Source organism: Roseovarius sp. B08 (assembly GCF_051417955.1).
GTDB lineage: Bacteria > Pseudomonadota > Alphaproteobacteria > Rhodobacterales > Rhodobacteraceae > Roseovarius.
On the sequence record NZ_JBPRLW010000001.1, the window covers coordinates 2096221 to 2113519 of the forward strand.

Genomic DNA, 17299 nt, shown 5'->3' on the forward strand with positions numbered 1-17299 from the left:
CCAACGGATGAACGGACCACGGCGCATGAACAGGATACTGCTGGCCGACGACCACGCCCTCGTACTTGAGACAATCGCGTATTTCCTGACCCGCCAGGCCGGCTTTCAGGTGGAACGGGCCACGTCGCTTTCCGAGGCGCTGAAGGTCAATGCGGAAAAAGGACCGTTCAACCTGATTGTGCTCGACTACACCATGCCGGGGATGGATGCATTGACAGGGTTGACGCGGATGCGGGCCCAGTCGGGATGTCCGGTTGCAATCCTGTCGGGTACCGCGCCGCCGGATATCGCGCGTCGCGCGTTGCGGGCCGGCGCAGCGGGATTTCTGCCCAAGACGCTCACCCCTGAGCAGCTTGTGCAGGCCATTGGATCTATGCTGGACGGAGAGACCTATCTTCCGGTCAATTTTCTTACTGAACCGCCGCCAGGCGCAACCGCGACCCATCTCACGCCACGTGAACAAATGGTCCTGCATGGCGTTGCGGAAGGTAAGCTGAACCGCGAGATTGCGCGCGACCTCGATATCCAGGAGGTGACCGTGAAGCTGCACGTCAAGACGCTTTCACGCAAGCTCGGCGCAAGGAACCGTACCCACGCCGCGATGCTTGCCCGGGACATGAGCCTGGTTTGATCCGTTCAGCCCCACAGCTCAGGTTCCTGCAGACGCCCGTTTCTAGACACGGGCCAATGCCTGTCATCGACACTTTTTGATTGTGAAATCGCGCGATCGCGCTCGCCCTTGGCGTGAAGAATGACCAGTAACAGCTCTACGGGATTAAAACCGTGCTGATCGACGGCGCGTCCTTCGACTTGGTAACACGACCATGACAGGGTTGTGAGCCTCATGGAACTGCATTCGATTTTCTTATGAAAGCCCGGAAAAACGAGGGCAAAGTGGCGGAGAGACAGGGATTCGAACCCTGGGACCCCGTGAAGGGTCAACGGTTTTCGAGACCGCCCCGTTCGACCACTCCGGCACCTCTCCGCGGGGGTCTGGAGGGTGCGTTTAATCGCCTTTGATCGGGGTGACAAGGGGTTTGCCTTGTTTCGTCTAGGATTTTGCCTAGGTTGAGGGAAACAATGCCACGTCAGGAGGTATCGTGACCCAGACGCGCCCATTTCGCCCCCTTGTTTTCCTGGCCGTATGCGCAATCGCGCTGCTGGCCGCGCTTCAGACCCGCGCCGCCGATCGCGAGCGGCTCGACGCGTTTCTCGAAGTAACCGGATTTGGTGTCGCACTCGACTCCATCGCGCTCGCCGCCGGGGACGCGCCCGCGATGCTGGGAATGCAAACCAGCGATTTCGGCTCGGACTGGTCGCGCGTGTCCGAGGACGTATTCGACACAGAATTGATGCAGAAGATGGCGCTCGACATCCTGTCCGAAACGCTCAGCGAAGAGCATCTGACCCACGCTGCGGAATTCTATGCCTCGCCGCTGGGGCAACGCTTGGTGGAAGCAGAGAACGCCTCGCACATGGTCGAGGACGATGAGGCCAAGCAACAGGAAGGCCGTGCGCTGGTGGACGAGGGCGTCGAGCAGGGGGATGAGCGCATCGAGACGCTGCAAAACCTGAATGAAGCCGTGGACTCCGACGGCAACTCGGTGCGCGCAGTGCAGGAGATACAGGTGCGCTTCCTGATGGCGGCATCGAACGCCGGCATCCTTGACCGCCAGCTTGACGAGGGCGCGCTTCGCGCCGCGATGAAAGCCGGCGAAGAGGAGATGCGGATGACGATGAAAGCCGGCGCGCTGGCCAATGCTGCCTATACTTACCAAGACTTTACGGACGAGGAATTGCAGGCATATCTGGAAGCGCTCGAGCATCCCGACATGCAGACCGTCTACCAGCTTATGAATGCCGTTCAGTATGAGATCATGGCCAATCGCTTCGAGGAACTGGCCTCGCGCATGGCCGAAATGCATCCGGGCCAGGAGCTTTGAACTGACATGCAAATCGCGAAGAATCTTGCAACTGCCTGCGCGCTGTCCGCGGTGCTGCTGACGCCTGGCGCCGCTTCCGCGCAGGACAGCGACCGGGAGCGCCTGATCGACTTGATGCGGATCGGCGACACCGTCGCGGTCATGCGGCAGGAAGGGCTGCGCTATGGCGCCGAGATAGGCGCGGAAATGCTGCCCGACGTCTCCAAAGGCGACTGGGAACGTACCATCTCGCGCATCTATGACGTCGAAAAGATGGAAGCGGTTATAACGCAGGGTTTTGAGGCCGCGCTAGAAGGTCAGGAACTTGGTCCGCTGGTGACCTTCTTCGAAAGCGGTCTGGGAGAACAGATCGTCGAGCTCGAAATCTCGGCCCGCGAAGCGTTTCTGGACGAGGAAACCGAGGTGGCCGCGATGGACGCCTACGAGACAGCCCGCGGCGATGAAACCGAACTCTACCGGCAGGTCGAGACCATCATCGCGGACAGTGACTTGGTGGAATACAACGTAATGGGCGCGATGAACGCCAACCTCATGTTCTATCGCGGCCTCGCGGATGGCGGGGCGATTGATCTGGGCGAATCCGACATGCTGGCCGATGTCTGGGCCCAGGAACCGGACATCCGCGCGGAATCCGAGGCCTGGCTGGGGTCGTTTTTGATGATGGCCTATCGCCCGCTGGAAGCAGAAGAGCTCGAAACCTATGCCGAACTCTACCGCACGCCAGAGGGAAGGGTCCTCAACACCGCAGTATTCAATGCCTATGACCGGATGTACGACGAAATCTCGTATCTTCTGGGTCAGGCAGTGGCGGAACAAATGCGCAGCGAAGAGTTGTGATCCGCCCAAGCGGGGCGAAACCGACGGTTCACTGAAAAAACCGCGGTTTCGCAGGCGCAAGGCTTGACTTTGAAGGGCACCCCGAGGATAAGCGGCCATCCCGGCGGGGCGACTCGTACGGGATTTGTTTTTTTGACGCCGAAAGGCGCGCTGTTCGAGGCACCAAACGCCGGTTGATCCCGGGGCCACAGAACGCGGATGAGAAAAGGAAAGACACATGTTTGCGGTTCTGAAGACCGGTGGCAAACAGTACAAGGTTCAGTCGGGCGATATGCTCCGGGTGGAAAAACTTGCTGCCGACGCCGGTGAAAAAGTTCAGTTCAACGAGATCCTGATGCTGGGCGGCGACTCGCCGGTCATCGGTGCTCCGCTGGTCGACGGCGCGGCCGTGCAGGCCGAGGTGGTGGACCAGATCAAGGGTGACAAGGTCATCAACTTCGTCAAGCGTCGCCGTAAGCACGGCTCGCAGCGGACCCGCGGCCACCGTCAGCAACTGACGCTTCTGCGCGTGACCGAGATCCTCGAGAAGGGCGCCGACAAGTCGGGCGTGAAGGCCGCCGTTGGCGCAAGCGCACTGGCCGCCGGCATGGGCAAGACCCGTTACGCCGACAACAAGGCCGAGCAGGCCGAGATGGCCAAGCGCGTGAAAAACGACGAAGCCAAGGAAAAGAGCGTCGCCAAGAAAGCCGAACCCAAAGCCGAGAAGAAGGCCGAGGAAAAGAAGGCCGCTCCGAAGAAAGCCGCGAAGGCCGAAGGTGGCGACGACCTGAAGGAGCTGTCCGGTGTTGGCCCGGCGCTTGAAAAGAAACTGCACGAGGCAGGCGTGACCACGTTTGCCCAGATCGCGGCTTGGACCGCCGATGACATCGCCGAGATGGACGAGAAACTGTCCTTCAAGGGTCGCATCGAGCGTGAAGGCTGGGTCGAACAGGCCAAAGAACTGGCCAAAGGCTAAGGAGAGACGATATGGCACACAAGAAAGCAGGCGGTTCATCCAGAAACGGTCGCGACTCGGTCGGCCGTCGTCTTGGCGTCAAGAAATACGGCGGCGAGGCCGTGATTCCGGGCAATATCCTGGTGCGTCAGCGCGGCAACAAGTTCTGGCCGGGCGACGGCGTGGGGCAGGGCAAGGATCACACCCTCTTTGCGACCGTCGAAGGCTCGGTACATTTCCGCAAGGGCCTCAAGGGCCGTACCTTTATTTCGGTTCTCCCGGTGGCGGAGGCCGCAGAGTAAGCCGAACCTTCAAGGCATGATATACAAGGGGGATCGGCACACCGCCGGTCCCCTTTTCATTTCCGGAGGCACGTTATGAGCGTGGCCGTCACTTCCTTTCTGGTCTTCGGGGCGTCGCAGGTCGGCACGCCGGGACCCGCCAACATGGCGCTTCTGGCGACGGGGGGCGCGGTTCGGGTTTCGCGCTGCGTTGCCCTTTGTGGCGGGGGTAGTCATCGGCAAGCAATTCGTGATCTGGCCCGTCGGGTTCGGCCTGATGGAACTGGCCGACCGCGCGCCTTACGTGTTTGATATTCTGAAATGGGTCTCGGCGGCCTATATCTGCTGGCTTGCATGGAAGGTTGCGCATCTGCGCCTCGGTCCGGCCGACGCGCAGACGGCCGCGCCCGGCTTTCTGGCCGGGCTGATCGTGCATCCGCTCAACCCCAAGGCCTGGGCGATGATCGTCGCCGGATTCACCAATTTCGTCGATGCCGGCACGCCCGCCTTGCAGGCCACGCTGACCATCTCCATCTGCCTTCTGAGCCTGCAATTGTTACTGCACCCGATCTGGACACTAGGAGGAGACCGGATCGCGCGCACCGTGGCGGGAACGCCGGCCGAGCCGCACCTGATGCGCGCCCTGGCCGCGCTGACCGTCGCATCCGTCCTGTTCGTGCTTTTCGGAGGAGACAGCACATGAAGCTTGAGACCATCGCAACCGACACCCTCTTGGAAACCGAACGGTTCGACCTGCGTCCCATCCGCGAATCCGATGCGGGCCTAATTTCGCTCTATACCGGCGACGAGCGGGTGGCCCGGTTCACCACGTCCATTCCGCATCCGCTTCCGCCCGGCACGGCTGAGGCCTTCATTGCGCGCGTCATGGACACCGGGCACCCCGAGGATGTCTGGGTCATGGACGGCACGCGCATAGGCGGCGGCGAGGTCATGGGTCTGATCGGGCTGGAGCGGATGGACCGCGACCAGTCCGAGATCGGGTATTGGGTTGCGCCGGCCTATTGGAACAGCGGCATCGCCTCGGCGGCGGTAAAGGCGATCCTGTCGGCCAATCCTCAAGACGCGAAGACGGTCTTTGCCAGCGTCTTTCAGGACAACGCCGCCTCGGCGCGGGTGCTGACGAACTGCGGTTTTCGCTATCTCGGCGACGCCGAAAGCTTTTCGGTCGCGCGCAAGGCAAATGTGCCCACATGGACATACAGCCGGGCAATGAAGGATGGCTGACACGGTGCGCGCCGCGAATGCGGCGGTGTTCCTGCAATTCGCACCTTCCGGCGCCGCCGGGCTTGAGCCGGACCGCGTTTGGTTCTACGGACGGTCCCTGACGCCATCTGAGGCAATGACATGAAGTTTCTGGATCTCGCCAAGGTTTACCTCCGCTCGGGCAGTGGCGGCAACGGATGCATCAGCTTCCGGCGCGAGAAGTATATCGAATACGGCGGCCCCGACGGCGGCGATGGCGGCGGCGGTGGCTCGGTCTGGGCCGAGGCGGTCGACAGGCTGAACACGCTGATCGACTTTCGCTACCAGCAGCATTTCTTCGCCGACAACGGCAAACCCGGCATGGGCAAGCAGCGCACAGGCGCGGACGGCGACGACATCGTGCTGCGCGTGCCCGTAGGCACCGAGATCCTTGACGAGGACCAGGAAACGGTGATTGCCGACCTGACCGAAGTGGGCGAACGCGTGTGCCTTGCAGGGGGCGGCAACGGCGGCTGGGGTAACCTGCGCTTCAAGACGTCCACCAACCAGGCACCGCGCCGGTCCAACCCGGGGCAGGAGGGCGTCGAACGCACCATCTGGCTGCGGCTCAAACTGATCGCCGACGTGGGGCTCGTGGGTCTGCCGAACGCGGGCAAGTCAACCTTTCTGGCCGCCACGTCGAACGCGCGGCCCAAGGTCGCCGACTATCCTTTCACGACGCTGCATCCCAACCTGGGCGTCGTCGGCGTCGACAATACCGAATTCGTCGTGGCCGATATTCCCGGCCTGATCGACGGCGCATCCGAGGGACGTGGGCTGGGCGATCTGTTTCTGGGCCATATCGAGCGGTGCGCGGTGCTTCTGCATCTCGTCGATGGATCTTCGGGAACCCTGATCGAGGATTATCGCACCATTATCCAAGAGCTCGAAGCTTACGGCGTCGGCCTCGCCGATAAGCCTCGCGTGACGGTACTGAACAAGATCGACACGCTTGACGAGGAAGAGCGCACGTTCCTGCGCGAGGAGCTTGAGGCTGTGGCGGGCACGCCAGTCCTCCTCATGTCCGGGGTGTCGCGCGAGGGCGTGACCGAGGTGCTGCGCGCTCTGCGCGCGCATATCGACGAGGGCCGCCTGCGGGCTCGCCCCGACGACAACGAGGAAGCACCGTGGCAACCGTAGCCGACGCCAAACGCCTCGTGATCAAGATAGGCTCTGCGCTGCTGGTCGACCGGAAGACGGGCCAATTGCGCCGCGACTGGCTGGTCGCGCTGGCCGAGGATGTGGCTCGCCTCAGGGCGCGGGGTACGGACGTGATCTTGGTGTCCTCGGGCTCCATCGCGCTTGGACGCGGCGTTCTCAAACTTCCCTCCGCAGACTTGTCCCTCGAACAGTCCCAAGCCGCGGCAGCCGTGGGCCAGATCCAGCTCGCCACCGCCTACACCGCGGCTCTGGCGACGCATGACATAATCGCCGCGCAGGTACTGGTCACATTGGAAGACAGCGCCGACCGCCGTCGATATCTCAATTCCCGCGCGACAATGGAACAGCTTCTGTCACTGGGTGCCATCCCCATCGTGAACGAGAACGACACGGTCGCCACGGACGAGATCCGCTACGGCGACAATGATCGGCTGGCCGCGCAAATCGCGGTGACCGCCGGGGCCGATCAGTTGATCCTGCTCAGCGATGTGGACGGCTTCTATTCCGCCAGCCCGCAGACCGACCCGACCGCCAGACGTTTCGATGTCATCTCGGAAATCACCCCCGAGATCGAGGCCATGGCCGGTGCCGCGGGGTCCGGCCTGTCGAAAGGCGGAATGAAGACCAAGCTTCTCGCAGCGCGGACGGCCACCGCCGCCGGCTGCGACATGGCGATTACCGAGGGGTCGGTGCTGCACCCCATCCGGGCTTTGGAGAACGGTGCCCCAGCCACCTGGTTCACGGCTCAGGGCGACCCGCAGCAGAAACGCAAGCAATGGATCGCTGCGATGAAGCCCAAGGGCCGGATCGTGGTCGATGCCGGCGCGGCCAAGGCGCTTCGTGCGGGCTCCAGCCTTCTGGTGGCCGGTGTGGCGCAGGTCTCGGGCCGGTTCGAGCGTGGCGACGCTGTCGAGGTGGCCGACGAGACCGGCGGCCTCCTGGGCCAGGGGCTGACGCGCTACGATGCATCGGATGCGGCGCGGATCAAGCGGCTGCGCTCGGACCAGATCGAAGAGGTGCTGGGCTATCCCGCCCGCGGTCCGTTGATCCATCGCGACGATATGGCCATATGACCGAACCACTGCTAGGTTCAGCTGATCGAACAGGTGCCCCGATGAAAGATTTCGAGAACATCCCCGCGCTCATGGCCGAGATCGGCCAACGCGCCAAGGACGCCGCAGCGGTGCTTGCCACCGCCACGGCAGAGGCCAAGCACCGTGCGCTGACCGCCGCGGCAGATGCGGTGTGGAACCACCGCGCCGATATCCTCGAGGCCAATGCCAAGGACCTTGAATTCGGTCGCGACAAGAGCTTGTCCGATGCGATGATGGACCGGCTGATGCTGGACGAAGATCGTATTAAGGGGATTTGCGACGGGTTGCGCGCCGTTGCCGCCCAGGAGGATCCGGTGGGCGAGGTGATCGACGAATGGGACCGCCCGAACGGCCTGCATATCCGCCGCGTTCGCACGCCGCTTGGCGTGATCGGGGTGATCTACGAAAGCCGGCCCAACGTTACGGCGGATGCGGGCGCGCTCTGCCTCAAATCAGGCAACGCGGTGATCCTGCGCGGCGGCTCGGAAAGCTTCCACTCCTCTAGCGCCATCCATCGCTGCCTCAAGGCCGGGCTGGCCGAGGCCGATCTGCCCGAGGATGCGATCCAGCTTGTCCCGACCCGGGACCGCGCGGCGGTGCAGGCGATGTTGACGATGACCGGCACGATCGACGTGATCGTGCCGCGCGGTGGCAAGGGGCTTGTGGGCCTCGTTCAGCGCGAGGCGCGTGTGCCCGTGTTCGCGCATCTCGAAGGCATCGTGCATATCTACATCGACAAGCACGCCGACCCCGAAAAGGCGCTGCGTGTCGTGATGAACGCCAAGACCCGCCGCACCGGCATCTGCGGCGCCGCCGAGTGCTTGCTGGTCCATCAGGATGCCGCCGACACGATCGGCCAGGGCGTGATCCGTGCCCTGCTGGACAAGGGCGTCGAAGTCCGTGCCGATGCCGCCCTTCAATCGGTGCCGGGTACGGTTTCGGCCACGGAAGGCGACTGGGGGTTCGAGTTCCTGGCGATGGTCATGGCCGCGAAGCAGGTGAAAGACGTCTCAGAAGCCATTGCGCACATTCGCAAATATGGCTCACAGCATACCGACTGTATCATTACCGAGGATGATGCGACCGCGAATCGTTTCTTTGCCGAACTGGACAGCGCGATCCTGATGCGTAACGCATCGACCCAGTTTGCCGATGGCGGAGAATTCGGCATGGGCGCCGAGATCGGTATCGCCACCGGCAAGATGCATGCACGAGGCCCGGTCGGTGCGACCCAGCTGACCAGTTTCAAGTATCTCGTGGAAGGCGACGGCGCTACCCGCGCCTGAGCCGCACCTCCGCCGCGTCCTCGGAAAGCGATGCCGAGCAATCCAGTCGCGCCTCCCACGCGGCCGCAGGCAGGATGACGAATTGCACATGCGCGGGCGCGGGAAGTGCAGTGCCTTGCGTGCCGTTCAGCATGTCCCACAGCTTGGCATCCGCATTCAGACGCTTGCCCTCGGCCCTGACTAGCCAGCCTTCGTCCGAACGTGTCATGGTGATGCGGCCGCCATAGGGCACCGCTTGCTCTGCGCAGAGAAGCGCAAGCATCACCGCGCGCACTTCCGCCCGAGCGTAGTGGCCCGCGGGGAAGGGCTCGATCTCGGTCCGGTCATCCGCGTGCAGGTCCCTCAGGATCGCGTTGACCTCTTCCGCGCCGGTTTCCTGCTCCTTGCTGGCCATACCAAAGGCGAGGCGGAAGAAACGGATACGTGCATTGGCATGGGCCACGCTTTCGGCCACCAGCGAGAGCTCCGGCGAGTCCGCGGCCACACCCGATATTTCCAGCAGTTCGATGCCGTTGCTCACCGCGCCGATCGGGCTGATCAGGTCGTGACAGATACGAGACCCTATCAATGCGGCAATGGCATTGGTATCGTTCGCCATATCGTTTCCTTTTCCGTGGATCCCGCCGATGTCCGACATGAACAGCATTCTCGAACCCGGTATGCTCGTGGTCCACCCGGATCAGCCCGAATGGGGTACCGGACAGGTCCAGTCGAATATCGGTGGGAAGATCACCGTGAATTTTCAGGATGCCGGAAAGGTGGTGATTGATGGCTCCCGTGTTGAGTTGCTGCCGGTGACTGAACCATGACCGGAGTTACCAAAACGTTAACACGCGCGGTTGCATCCGCAAGCCTTTTGGCTCGTGCGCGCCAGGCGCGGCGTCATAGCCGCTAGAGGTTGCAGCGCAAGACCGAAAGGCTTTACAACCCGCTCAGCCAACCTGAACGGACCCTTCGATGTATTCGCGCGACGTGCAGTTCACCGTAAGACTCGCCCGCACCGCGGCGGACCTGCATGCGGCGCAGCGCCTGCGCTACGACGTCTTCGTAGCTGAACTGGGCGGCGATGGCCCGCTCGTCGACCACGATGCGCGCCTGGAGCGGGACCGGTTCGATCCCTATTTCGATCATCTGCTTCTTGTCGACGAATCCCGCGGCGGCGAGATCGTCGGTGTCTACCGCGTCTTGCGTGACGACCAGGCAACCGAGGCCGGCCAGTTCTACTCCGAGGACGAATACGACATCTCGATCCTCAAATCCTCCGGTCGGCGCATCATGGAACTGGGCCGGTCGTGTCTGGCCGAAGGCTATCGCGGCGGCCCGGCCATGTACCACTTGTGGAACGGCCTTGCCCGTTATGTCGCGGACCACGGCATCGAGATCCTTTTCGGCGTCGCAAGCTTTCACGGAACCGACCCCGGCACACTGGCCCAGCCGCTTTCGCTGCTCCACCACCGCCACTTGGCGCCAGAACCCCTGCGAGTCCGGACGGTACACACCCGATACCAAACGATGAACCTTGTGCCCGAAGACCGCATCGACCGGCGTGCGGCAATGTTGCAGGTGCCTGCGTTGATCAAGGCCTACCTGCGGCTTGGCGGCTTCGTCGGGGACGGTGCCTTTATTGATCATACGTTCAACACGACCGATGTCTGCCTCGTGATGGACACCGAGCAGCTGAACGCGCGGCAAAAGGCGATTTATTCCAAGGGCGCCGACCTGTGAGCGGCACCTGGGATTCAGAGCGTCCCGCCAGACTGGCCCGCGTCACGGGCATAGGCTGGCTGGTGCTGGTCCTGCGCCTTGTCGCGCTGCTGGCGATCATCGTGCCGGGTGTCCTCGTGGTGTTTGTCCTGCGCTTTGCCGAACCCATCTTCTTCGGTCGCGATCGCCCGCTCACCGCGCGACTTCAACGCTGGGCCATCTGGACCGGGCTGCACGTGATCGGGTTGCGCTACCGGCGCGAGGGGTCGCCGATGCGGACCCACGGCGCGGTGGTGGCTAACCACGCCTCGTGGCTGGATATCTTCGCTCTCGGGGCAGGGCAGGCGATTACCTTCGTGTCCAAGGCCGAGGTGGCCGGCTGGCCCGGCATAGGTTTTCTCGCGCGGATCGTCGGTACGGTCTTCATCAGTCGCGACCCTCGGCAGGCCGGCCTGCAGCGCAACCAACTGAAAGCAGAGCTTGATGCCGGTCGAAAGCTGTTGTTTTTCCCAGAAGGCACCTCGACCGACGGTATGCGCGTGCTGCCGTTCAAGTCGAGCCTCTTTGCCGCGTTCTCCGATCTGGAAGCGGAACTGCGGATTCAGCCGGTCACGATTGTCTACATCGCGCCGGACGGGACGGAAGAGCCGCGTTTCTACGGTTGGTGGGGCGACATGGATCTCGGGCCACACATGTTGCAGGTTCTCTCGCGGTTTCCGCAGGGCGGCGTGCGCGTGATCTATCACGAACCGATCAGTGTCAGCGACTATCCCGATCGTAAGGCGCTGTCGCGTGCGCTCGAGGCTAAAGTGCGCAGCGCGATGCCGCCCGAAGTCGCTTTGCCGGGCTGAGACTGCCGCGCAGTCCCGCCTCAGCGCATGGCCGCGATCAATTCACCCAAGGCGGCGCTCGGGTCATCTTGGCGCCAGATTTCGTCACCGATCCCGAAAAAATCGGTCATGGAGCAAAGCTGCGACACCGTGGCAGCATCAAGCGCACCCTCGGCGACAACCGGCACCTCGATCACCTGTGACCACCAGTCGAACAGTTCCGCCTCGGCCTGCGACCCGTCGCCAAGGGCGGAGACGCCGGCGGGGCCGAAGCTGACGTAATCGGCGCCGGCCTCGCCCGCGCTCATCCCGTCATGGCGCGAGGTGCCGCAGAACGCGCCGACGATGGCGTCCGGCCCCAACTCCTTGCGCGCCTTGCGAACGGTACGAGACCCGTCGGTAAGGTGCACGCCATCCAGCCCCAGCCGTTCCGCCAGAACGAAATGCGTATCGATCACGATGGCCACGTCCTGCCCATGTGCGACCTCGCGGCAGGTGTCGGCGGCGCGGCATAACGCAGCCTCGTCATGGGTCGATAGCGCCAGCCGCACGCAGGCGATCTCGTGGTCGCGCAGGACGCGGTCCAGCATGGAGGGAAACCGCGCCAGTTCGATCTCGGGCGGGGTGATCAGATAGATTTGCGGCTGCTCGGGCTCTGCCATGGTCTTGTCGTCCTGTTTTTGCCCCTATAACCGGGATTTGCGAACGCGTCCATGGGACGCAAACGCGGTCATTTGCGCTTTCCCGCGCGGTAAAGCTGGATTATGGCGGGCGCGTTGGAGGAACAGCATGGCAAGCGAAAACTCACAGCCGCGCATTGTGCTTGTGCGCCCGCAGATGGGCGAAAACATCGGCGCCGCCGCGCGCGCGATGTGGAACTTCGGCCTTGACCGCATGGTCGTCGTGGCCCCGCGCGATGGCTGGCCCAACCCCAAGGCGGTGGCCATGGCCAGCGGCGCGGGTCGGCTGCTGGACGACGCGCGCCTGGTCCCCGACCTGCCGGAGGCGGTCGAGGAAGACAGTTTCGTGATGGCCACAACCGCCCGCGTTCGGGGCCTCACCAAGCCCGTCTTCAGCCCCGAGGAGGCCATGGCAGAGGCCGCCAGGCGCCTTGCGCGCGGCGAGCGTGTTTCGGTGCTGTTCGGTCCGGAACGGGCCGGGCTGGAAAATGAAGATGTGGCCCGCGCCAACGCAATCATCAGCGTGCCGGTGAATCCCGAATTCCCAAGCCTGAACCTTGCGCAATGCGTGCTCTTGTGCGGCTACGAGTGGCGCCGCGCCTCGCAGGCGGTCGAGGACGCCCGCGTCGATATGGCCGGCACCGAATGGGCCAACCAGAAAGAGATCGAGGCGCTGTCCTTGCATTACGAGGAACGCCTTGAAGACGCCGGCTTTTTCTTTCCCGAGGCCAAGGCCCCCGGCATGAAGATCAACCTGCGCAACATGTGGAGCCGGATGCCCCTGACGCGGGCCGACGTGCAGACGCTGCATGGCGTACTGCGGCAAATGGTGCGCTGGAAGGAGCGCGGTTGAAGCGCCGCGCGACGCAGATTAACGTCACGCCAAAATCAGAGGGCGGAACATGAGCGAAAAACGCAGCATTTTCCAGGAAGTGTCCGACACCGACACACCGCGGCAGACGCCGCAGGGCGGGATGATCGACGCGGGCCGCCGCGGCGCACGCGGCGCCGTGCGTCTGTGGCTGCTGCTGCTCTTCGCGCTCGTGGTCGTGATGATCGCCGTGGGCGGCCTCACACGCCTGACCGACAGCGGCCTTTCGATCACCGAGTGGAAGCCGGTGACCGGCGCGCTGCCTCCGATGGACGCCGCCGCATGGGATTCCGAGTTCGAAAAATATCGCGCCATTCCCGAATACCAGTTGCAGAACAAGGGGATGACCCTTGCCGAGTTCAAGGTGATCTACTGGTGGGAATGGGGCCACCGCCAGCTTGGCCGCGTGATCGGCCTGGTCTGGGCCCTGGGCTTTCTGGGCTTTCTTTTGCTGCGCAAGATCCCGCCCGGCTGGACGGGCCGCCTTCTCTTACTGGGCGGTCTTGGCGGTCTGCAGGGCGCGATCGGCTGGTGGATGGTCAGTTCGGGGCTAACGGGGCAGATGCTGGACGTGGCAAGCTACAGACTGGCCGTGCATCTTGGTCTGGCTTTCGTGATCCTGGGCTTCATCGCGTGGTACGTGATGTGCCTTGGACGGGAAGAGCGCGAGCTGATGCAGGCCAGGCGCAGCCGCGAGGGCAAGCTTTTCGGCCTGTCCACCGGCTGGCTGCATTTTGCCTTTCTGCAAATCCTGATCGGCGCGCTTGTCGCGGGCATCGATGCCGGACGCACCTTTACCGACTGGCCACTCATGGCAGGAGGGTTCCTGCCCGTCGATTTCTGGATGCCGGAGCTTGGCATCAGAAATTTCTTTGAGAACCCCGGAATGGTTCAGTTCATCCACCGCATGACTGGCTATCTTCTGCTGATCTTCGGCATCGTCGTCTGGCTACGTGGGCGCCGGTCTGCTCATCCGCTGACCCGCGGCGCGTTCAATTTCGCCTTCCTCGCGCTTTGCCTGCAGGTCGTGCTGGGGATCATGACGGTGCTGTATATCGCGCCCTGGCAACTTGCCATCGCACACCAGTTGCTGGCGGTGATCCTCTGGGTCCTGATCCTCAGGGCGCGGTTTCTCAGCCAGTATCCCATCGTACGGTCGGTGCGCGGATGACCCTGCCTACCGCATTCGACGCGCTCATGGCCTACGAGCGGGAAACCCAGGCGCTGGCCCGCATCGCCGGGCGGCTCAGCTGGGACCAGGAAACCGTGATGCCCCGCGGCTCTGCCGGGCAGCGTGCCGAGGAAAGCGGTGCGATGGAAAGCGTGCTGCACGGCAGGCGCACCAATCCGCAGATCGGGGAGTGGCTGGAGCAGGCCGAGCCGCCGGACGCCGACGGTGCCGCGCAACTGCGCCTGATCCGCCGCAGCTATGAGCGATCGGTCAAGGTGCCGGCCGATCTTGCCGCCGCCCTGGCCCGTTTGACCAGCCGGTCGCAGGGCATCTGGGCCGCCGCACGCGCCAATGACGACGTGGCCGCCTTTCTTCCCACGCTGGCCGAGGTGGTCAAGCTCAAGCGCGAAGAAGCCGCGGCGCTGGCGGACGGGGGCGACCTCTACGATGCGCTGGTCGACGATTTCGAGCCGAACGGCAAGGCCGCCGAATTCGCGGCGATCTTCGAAGAAATGCGCCCGGGCCTCGTGTCACTGCGCGAACGTGCGCTGAGGGCGCCGCCAGTGACGCCGCTCTCGGCACGATTCGACGTGGAGACCCAGATGGCGCTTGGCCGCGAACTGGCCGAAACCTTCGGTTATGACCTGACCCGGGGCCGGATCGACCGCGCGGTGCATCCGTTCTCCAGCGGCTCGGGCGAGGACGTCCGCATTACCACCCGCACGGCCGAGGATGATCCGTTCAACTGCCTCTACTCGACGATCCACGAGGTCGGCCACGCCTGCTATGAACAGGGCATCGACCCCAAATTCCTTCTGACGCCGGCAGGGCAGGGGGTATCCATGGGCGTGCATGAAAGCCAAAGCCGGATCTACGAGAACCAGCTTGGCCGCAGCCGCGCCTTCTGTGGCTATCTATACGGGCGGATGCGCGACCTGTTCGGCGATTTCGGCGTGCCGGACGAGGGCGCGTTCTATGCGCTCGTGAACCGTGTGCACCGGGGCTATATCCGCACCGAAGCCGACGAAGTGCAGTACAACCTGCACATCATGCTGCGGTTCGATCTGGAACGCGCGCTGTTCGCCAACGATCTTCAGGTAGGTGATCTCGAAGCGGCCTGGAACGACCGGTTTCGGGCGGATTTCGGCTATGACGTCAACCGCCCGGCGAACGGCGTGCTTCAGGATGTACACTGGTCCGTGGGCCTCTTCGGGTATTTCCCGACCTACAGCCTTGGCAATGTCTATGCCGGTTGCCTGCACGAAGCAATGCGTCAGGATTTGCCCGATCTTGATGACCAGTTGGCCCAGGGCGACCTCTCTGCCGCGACGGGCTGGCTGCGCGAGCGCGTGCAACGCCATGGCGGGCGTCACGAGCCGAAAGAGGTCATCACCCTGGCCTGTGGCACCGCGCCCACCGCTGCGCCGCTCATGGCCTACCTCGAAACCAAGTTCGGCGTGCTCAGCGGCGGTTGAAGCCTCACTGCATGCGCAGCGCGCCGTCGAGGCGGATGACCTCGCCGTTCAGGTAATCGCATTCGACGATGAACCGCGCCAGCGCGGCGTATTCGTCCGGGTCGCCCAGCCGCTTGGGAAAGGTAACGTCCTGCGCCAGCCCCTCCTGCACCTCCTGCGGCAGGCCCTTCAGCATCGGCGTTGCAAAGATGCCCGGCGCAATCGCCATGACCCGGATGCCGTCGCGGCTCAGGTCCCGCGCCATGGGCACCGAGAGGCCCACGATACCGCCCTTGGAGGCGGCATAGGCGGTCTGGCCCTTCTGTCCTTCGAAGGCGGCAATGGACGCGGTGTTGATGATCACCCCGCGCGTGCCATCCGGGGCGGCGGCGTTCTGCGCGATTTCTTCGGCGGCAAGCCGGGCGACGTTGAAGCTCCCGATGAGGTTGATGTCGATGGTGCGGCGGAACCCGTCAAGGCTGTGGGGGCCGTCGCGCCCAAGCGTCTTCTCTCCGGTCGCGATGCCCGCGCAATTGATGGCAACGGTGATCTTACCCATGGCGTCCTTCGCAGCAGCTATAGCAGCGAGGACCGAGTTCTCGTCGGTGACGTCCGTTTCGACAAAACCGGCCCCGATCTCGGCGGCCACGGCGGCACCGCGCTCCGCGTCGCGGTCTAGCAGAGTAACCTTGGCCCCATGCGCGCGAAAGTGCCGTGCCGTCGCTTCTCCCAGCCCCGAGGCGCCCCCGGTGATGATTGCGGCGGTGTCTAAGATCTGCATGGAGCCTCCGGAGGTTTGAAATGAACAAGTGTTCAGATATTCCAGAAGGAGCGCCCTGTCAAAGCCTGCGCCGGACCAGCTTGGAAGTGAGGCCAAGGCCCACAACGGTGAGCAGGATGCGAAAGATGTGGTGCAGCGTCACGAAGGCCGGGTTCGCGGAGAGACTGAGTGCGACCAGCGACATCTCGGTCACGCCGCCGGGCGCGAAACTGATCAGCAGAACGTCGAAAGGTTGCTCCAGGATCTGCATCAGCGCCAGGGCGAACACGATGGACAGTCCCAGCATCCCACCGACACAGAGCAAGGTCAGCCCGAAGCCGCGCAGGACCAGTCCGCCGGACAGCCCCGAGAATCGCATGCCAAGCGCCGTACCGACGACGATCTGCGCCACGTTGATCAGCCATTGCGGCACATCGACGTGGTAAATGCCGGTCAGCGACAGGATCGCCGCCACTGAAAGAGGCCCGGTCAATTGCTTTGCCGGCAAGCGCAGCAGATGCCCGAGACCAAGTCCCGCCGCGCCCGCACAGGCGATCACTGGAAAGGCCGACCACGGCACCTCGCCCCGCGCCAGCGTGACACCCGCCGAACTGCCGACCGGGTGACCGACCCAGAGCGACAGGCCGATGGGCAGGAGCGTGACCACAGCGATGATCCGCAGGAACTGTTGCAGCGTCAGGCGGGCCGGGTCCGCACCGGCCTCTTCGCCGAGCGCTATCGATTCGAACAATCCGCCGGGCGCAGCACCGTAGAACGCGGTAGGTCGGTCATACCCGCCGATGAACCGCAAGACGGTGTAGCCATAGGCATGGGCGACGACGACGAACAGTGTCAGCGCAGTGAAACTGACCGCCAGGCGCGAGGATTGTCCGAAAAGTTCGGGCGTGACCTGCGCGCCGATCATCAGGCCGATGACCGAAATGAATACCAGACGCAGCATGGGGGGAAACGGTAACCATCCGGTAAACGGGCCGACACGGTTGTCGCCACGATACCGGATGCGACCAGA

At 63.6% G+C, this 17299-nt stretch carries 19 protein-coding genes, 1 tRNA gene and 1 pseudogene; 16 read left to right on the plus strand and 5 right to left on the minus strand.

Annotated elements, in window-relative coordinates; genetic code table 11:
• The first annotated feature begins 25 nt into the window (after positions 1 to 25).
• A complete protein-coding gene (locus ACSQ76_RS10570; RefSeq protein WP_437156550.1) occupies positions 26 to 631 on the plus strand; it encodes a response regulator transcription factor in 606 nt (201 codons plus the stop codon).
• A 264-nt stretch (positions 632 to 895) separates the two neighbouring features.
• On the opposite strand, the gene ACSQ76_RS10575 is transcribed toward ACSQ76_RS10570, so the two are convergent.
• Positions 896 to 985: transfer RNA gene (locus tag ACSQ76_RS10575), tRNA-Ser, on the minus strand.
• Positions 986 to 1097: 112 nt separating this feature from the next.
• Here ACSQ76_RS10575 and ACSQ76_RS10580 point away from each other — a divergent pair.
• The 9 genes and pseudogenes from ACSQ76_RS10580 (at position 1098) to ACSQ76_RS10620 (ending at position 8799) form a co-directional block, all read left to right on the plus strand.
• On the plus strand, positions 1098 to 1943 hold the full coding sequence (locus ACSQ76_RS10580; protein ID WP_437158184.1) for a DUF2059 domain-containing protein: 846 nt from the start codon (positions 1098 to 1100) through the stop codon (positions 1941 to 1943).
• 6 nt (positions 1944 to 1949) lie between these two features.
• Positions 1950 to 2780, plus strand: a complete 831-nt coding sequence (locus ACSQ76_RS10585) for a DUF2059 domain-containing protein (protein ID WP_437156551.1) — start codon at positions 1950 to 1952, stop codon at positions 2778 to 2780.
• A 217-nt stretch (positions 2781 to 2997) separates the two neighbouring features.
• Positions 2998 to 3735: a 50S ribosomal protein L21 gene (locus ACSQ76_RS10590; RefSeq protein ID WP_057789141.1), complete on the plus strand. Its 738-nt coding sequence runs from the start codon at positions 2998 to 3000 to the stop codon at positions 3733 to 3735.
• An 11-nt stretch (positions 3736 to 3746) separates the two neighbouring features.
• The gene (gene rpmA, locus ACSQ76_RS10595; protein WP_152474669.1) at positions 3747 to 4016 is read left to right on the plus strand and encodes a 50S ribosomal protein L27; all 270 of its coding nucleotides are present in this window, start codon (positions 3747 to 3749) and stop codon (positions 4014 to 4016) included.
• A 75-nt stretch (positions 4017 to 4091) separates the two neighbouring features.
• A pseudogene (locus ACSQ76_RS10600) lies at positions 4092 to 4698 on the plus strand (LysE family translocator).
• A complete protein-coding gene (locus ACSQ76_RS10605) occupies positions 4695 to 5240 on the plus strand; it encodes a GNAT family N-acetyltransferase (RefSeq protein ID WP_437156552.1) in 546 nt (181 codons plus the stop codon). Before ACSQ76_RS10600 ends, ACSQ76_RS10605 begins: the two are co-directional and overlap by 4 nt.
• A gap of 120 nt (positions 5241 to 5360) precedes the next feature.
• Positions 5361 to 6398, plus strand: a complete 1038-nt coding sequence (gene obgE / locus ACSQ76_RS10610; protein WP_437156553.1) for a GTPase ObgE — start codon at positions 5361 to 5363, stop codon at positions 6396 to 6398.
• Positions 6386 to 7492, plus strand: coding sequence for a glutamate 5-kinase (proB, locus tag ACSQ76_RS10615; RefSeq protein WP_437156554.1), 1107 nt, complete (start codon positions 6386 to 6388; stop codon positions 7490 to 7492). Before obgE ends, proB begins: the two co-directional genes overlap by 13 nt.
• Positions 7493 to 7533: 41 nt before the next feature.
• On the plus strand, positions 7534 to 8799 hold the full coding sequence (locus ACSQ76_RS10620; protein WP_437156555.1) for a glutamate-5-semialdehyde dehydrogenase: 1266 nt from the start codon (positions 7534 to 7536) through the stop codon (positions 8797 to 8799).
• Here the strand turns inward: ACSQ76_RS10620 and ACSQ76_RS10625 are convergent.
• Positions 8786 to 9397 carry a histidine phosphotransferase family protein gene (locus ACSQ76_RS10625; RefSeq protein ID WP_437156556.1) on the minus strand — a complete coding sequence of 204 codons (612 nt, stop codon included), beginning with the start codon at positions 9395 to 9397 and terminating at the stop codon, positions 8786 to 8788. The genes ACSQ76_RS10620 and ACSQ76_RS10625 overlap by 14 nt on opposite strands.
• 28 nt (positions 9398 to 9425) lie before the next feature.
• On the opposite strand from ACSQ76_RS10625, the gene ACSQ76_RS10630 reads away from it, so the two are divergent.
• The 3 genes from ACSQ76_RS10630 (at position 9426) to ACSQ76_RS10640 (ending at position 11354) form a co-directional block, all read left to right on the plus strand.
• The gene (locus ACSQ76_RS10630; protein ID WP_306128393.1) at positions 9426 to 9608 is read left to right on the plus strand and encodes a DUF3553 domain-containing protein; all 183 of its coding nucleotides are present in this window, start codon (positions 9426 to 9428) and stop codon (positions 9606 to 9608) included.
• 148 nt (positions 9609 to 9756) lie between these two features.
• Positions 9757 to 10524, plus strand: a complete 768-nt coding sequence (locus ACSQ76_RS10635; protein ID WP_437156557.1) for a GNAT family N-acetyltransferase — start codon at positions 9757 to 9759, stop codon at positions 10522 to 10524.
• Entirely contained in the window at positions 10521 to 11354 is an 834-nt protein-coding gene (locus ACSQ76_RS10640; protein ID WP_437156558.1) for a lysophospholipid acyltransferase family protein, read from the plus strand. Before ACSQ76_RS10635 ends, ACSQ76_RS10640 begins: the two co-directional genes overlap by 4 nt.
• 20 nt (positions 11355 to 11374) lie before the next feature.
• Here ACSQ76_RS10640 and ACSQ76_RS10645 read toward each other — a convergent pair whose 3' ends face one another.
• Positions 11375 to 11995: a thiamine phosphate synthase gene (locus ACSQ76_RS10645; RefSeq protein WP_437156559.1), complete on the minus strand. Its 621-nt coding sequence runs from the start codon at positions 11993 to 11995 to the stop codon at positions 11375 to 11377.
• A gap of 127 nt (positions 11996 to 12122) precedes the next feature.
• Between ACSQ76_RS10645 and ACSQ76_RS10650 the strand changes: the two genes are divergently transcribed.
• The 3 genes from ACSQ76_RS10650 to ACSQ76_RS10660 are packed head-to-tail and all read left to right on the plus strand — an operon-like array spanning position 12123 to position 15530.
• On the plus strand, positions 12123 to 12866 hold the full coding sequence (locus ACSQ76_RS10650) for an RNA methyltransferase (RefSeq protein ID WP_437156560.1): 744 nt from the start codon (positions 12123 to 12125) through the stop codon (positions 12864 to 12866).
• A gap of 49 nt (positions 12867 to 12915) precedes the next feature.
• On the plus strand, positions 12916 to 14055 hold the full coding sequence (gene ctaA, locus ACSQ76_RS10655; RefSeq protein WP_437156561.1) for a heme A synthase: 1140 nt from the start codon (positions 12916 to 12918) through the stop codon (positions 14053 to 14055).
• Positions 14052 to 15530 (plus strand): carboxypeptidase M32, encoded by a 1479-nt coding sequence (locus ACSQ76_RS10660; RefSeq protein WP_437156562.1) that lies wholly within the window; start codon positions 14052 to 14054, stop codon positions 15528 to 15530. The genes ctaA and ACSQ76_RS10660 overlap by 4 nt, the downstream gene beginning before the upstream one ends.
• A 4-nt stretch (positions 15531 to 15534) precedes the next feature.
• Here ACSQ76_RS10660 and ACSQ76_RS10665 read toward each other — a convergent pair whose 3' ends face one another.
• Both ACSQ76_RS10665 and ACSQ76_RS10670 read right to left on the minus strand, forming a co-directional pair.
• Entirely contained in the window at positions 15535 to 16290 is a 756-nt protein-coding gene (locus ACSQ76_RS10665) for an SDR family NAD(P)-dependent oxidoreductase (protein ID WP_437156563.1), read from the minus strand.
• 58 nt (positions 16291 to 16348) lie between these two features.
• Positions 16349 to 17230 carry an AbrB family transcriptional regulator gene (locus ACSQ76_RS10670; RefSeq protein ID WP_437156564.1) on the minus strand — a complete coding sequence of 294 codons (882 nt, stop codon included), beginning with the start codon at positions 17228 to 17230 and terminating at the stop codon, positions 16349 to 16351.
• Positions 17231 to 17299 lie beyond the last annotated feature (69 nt).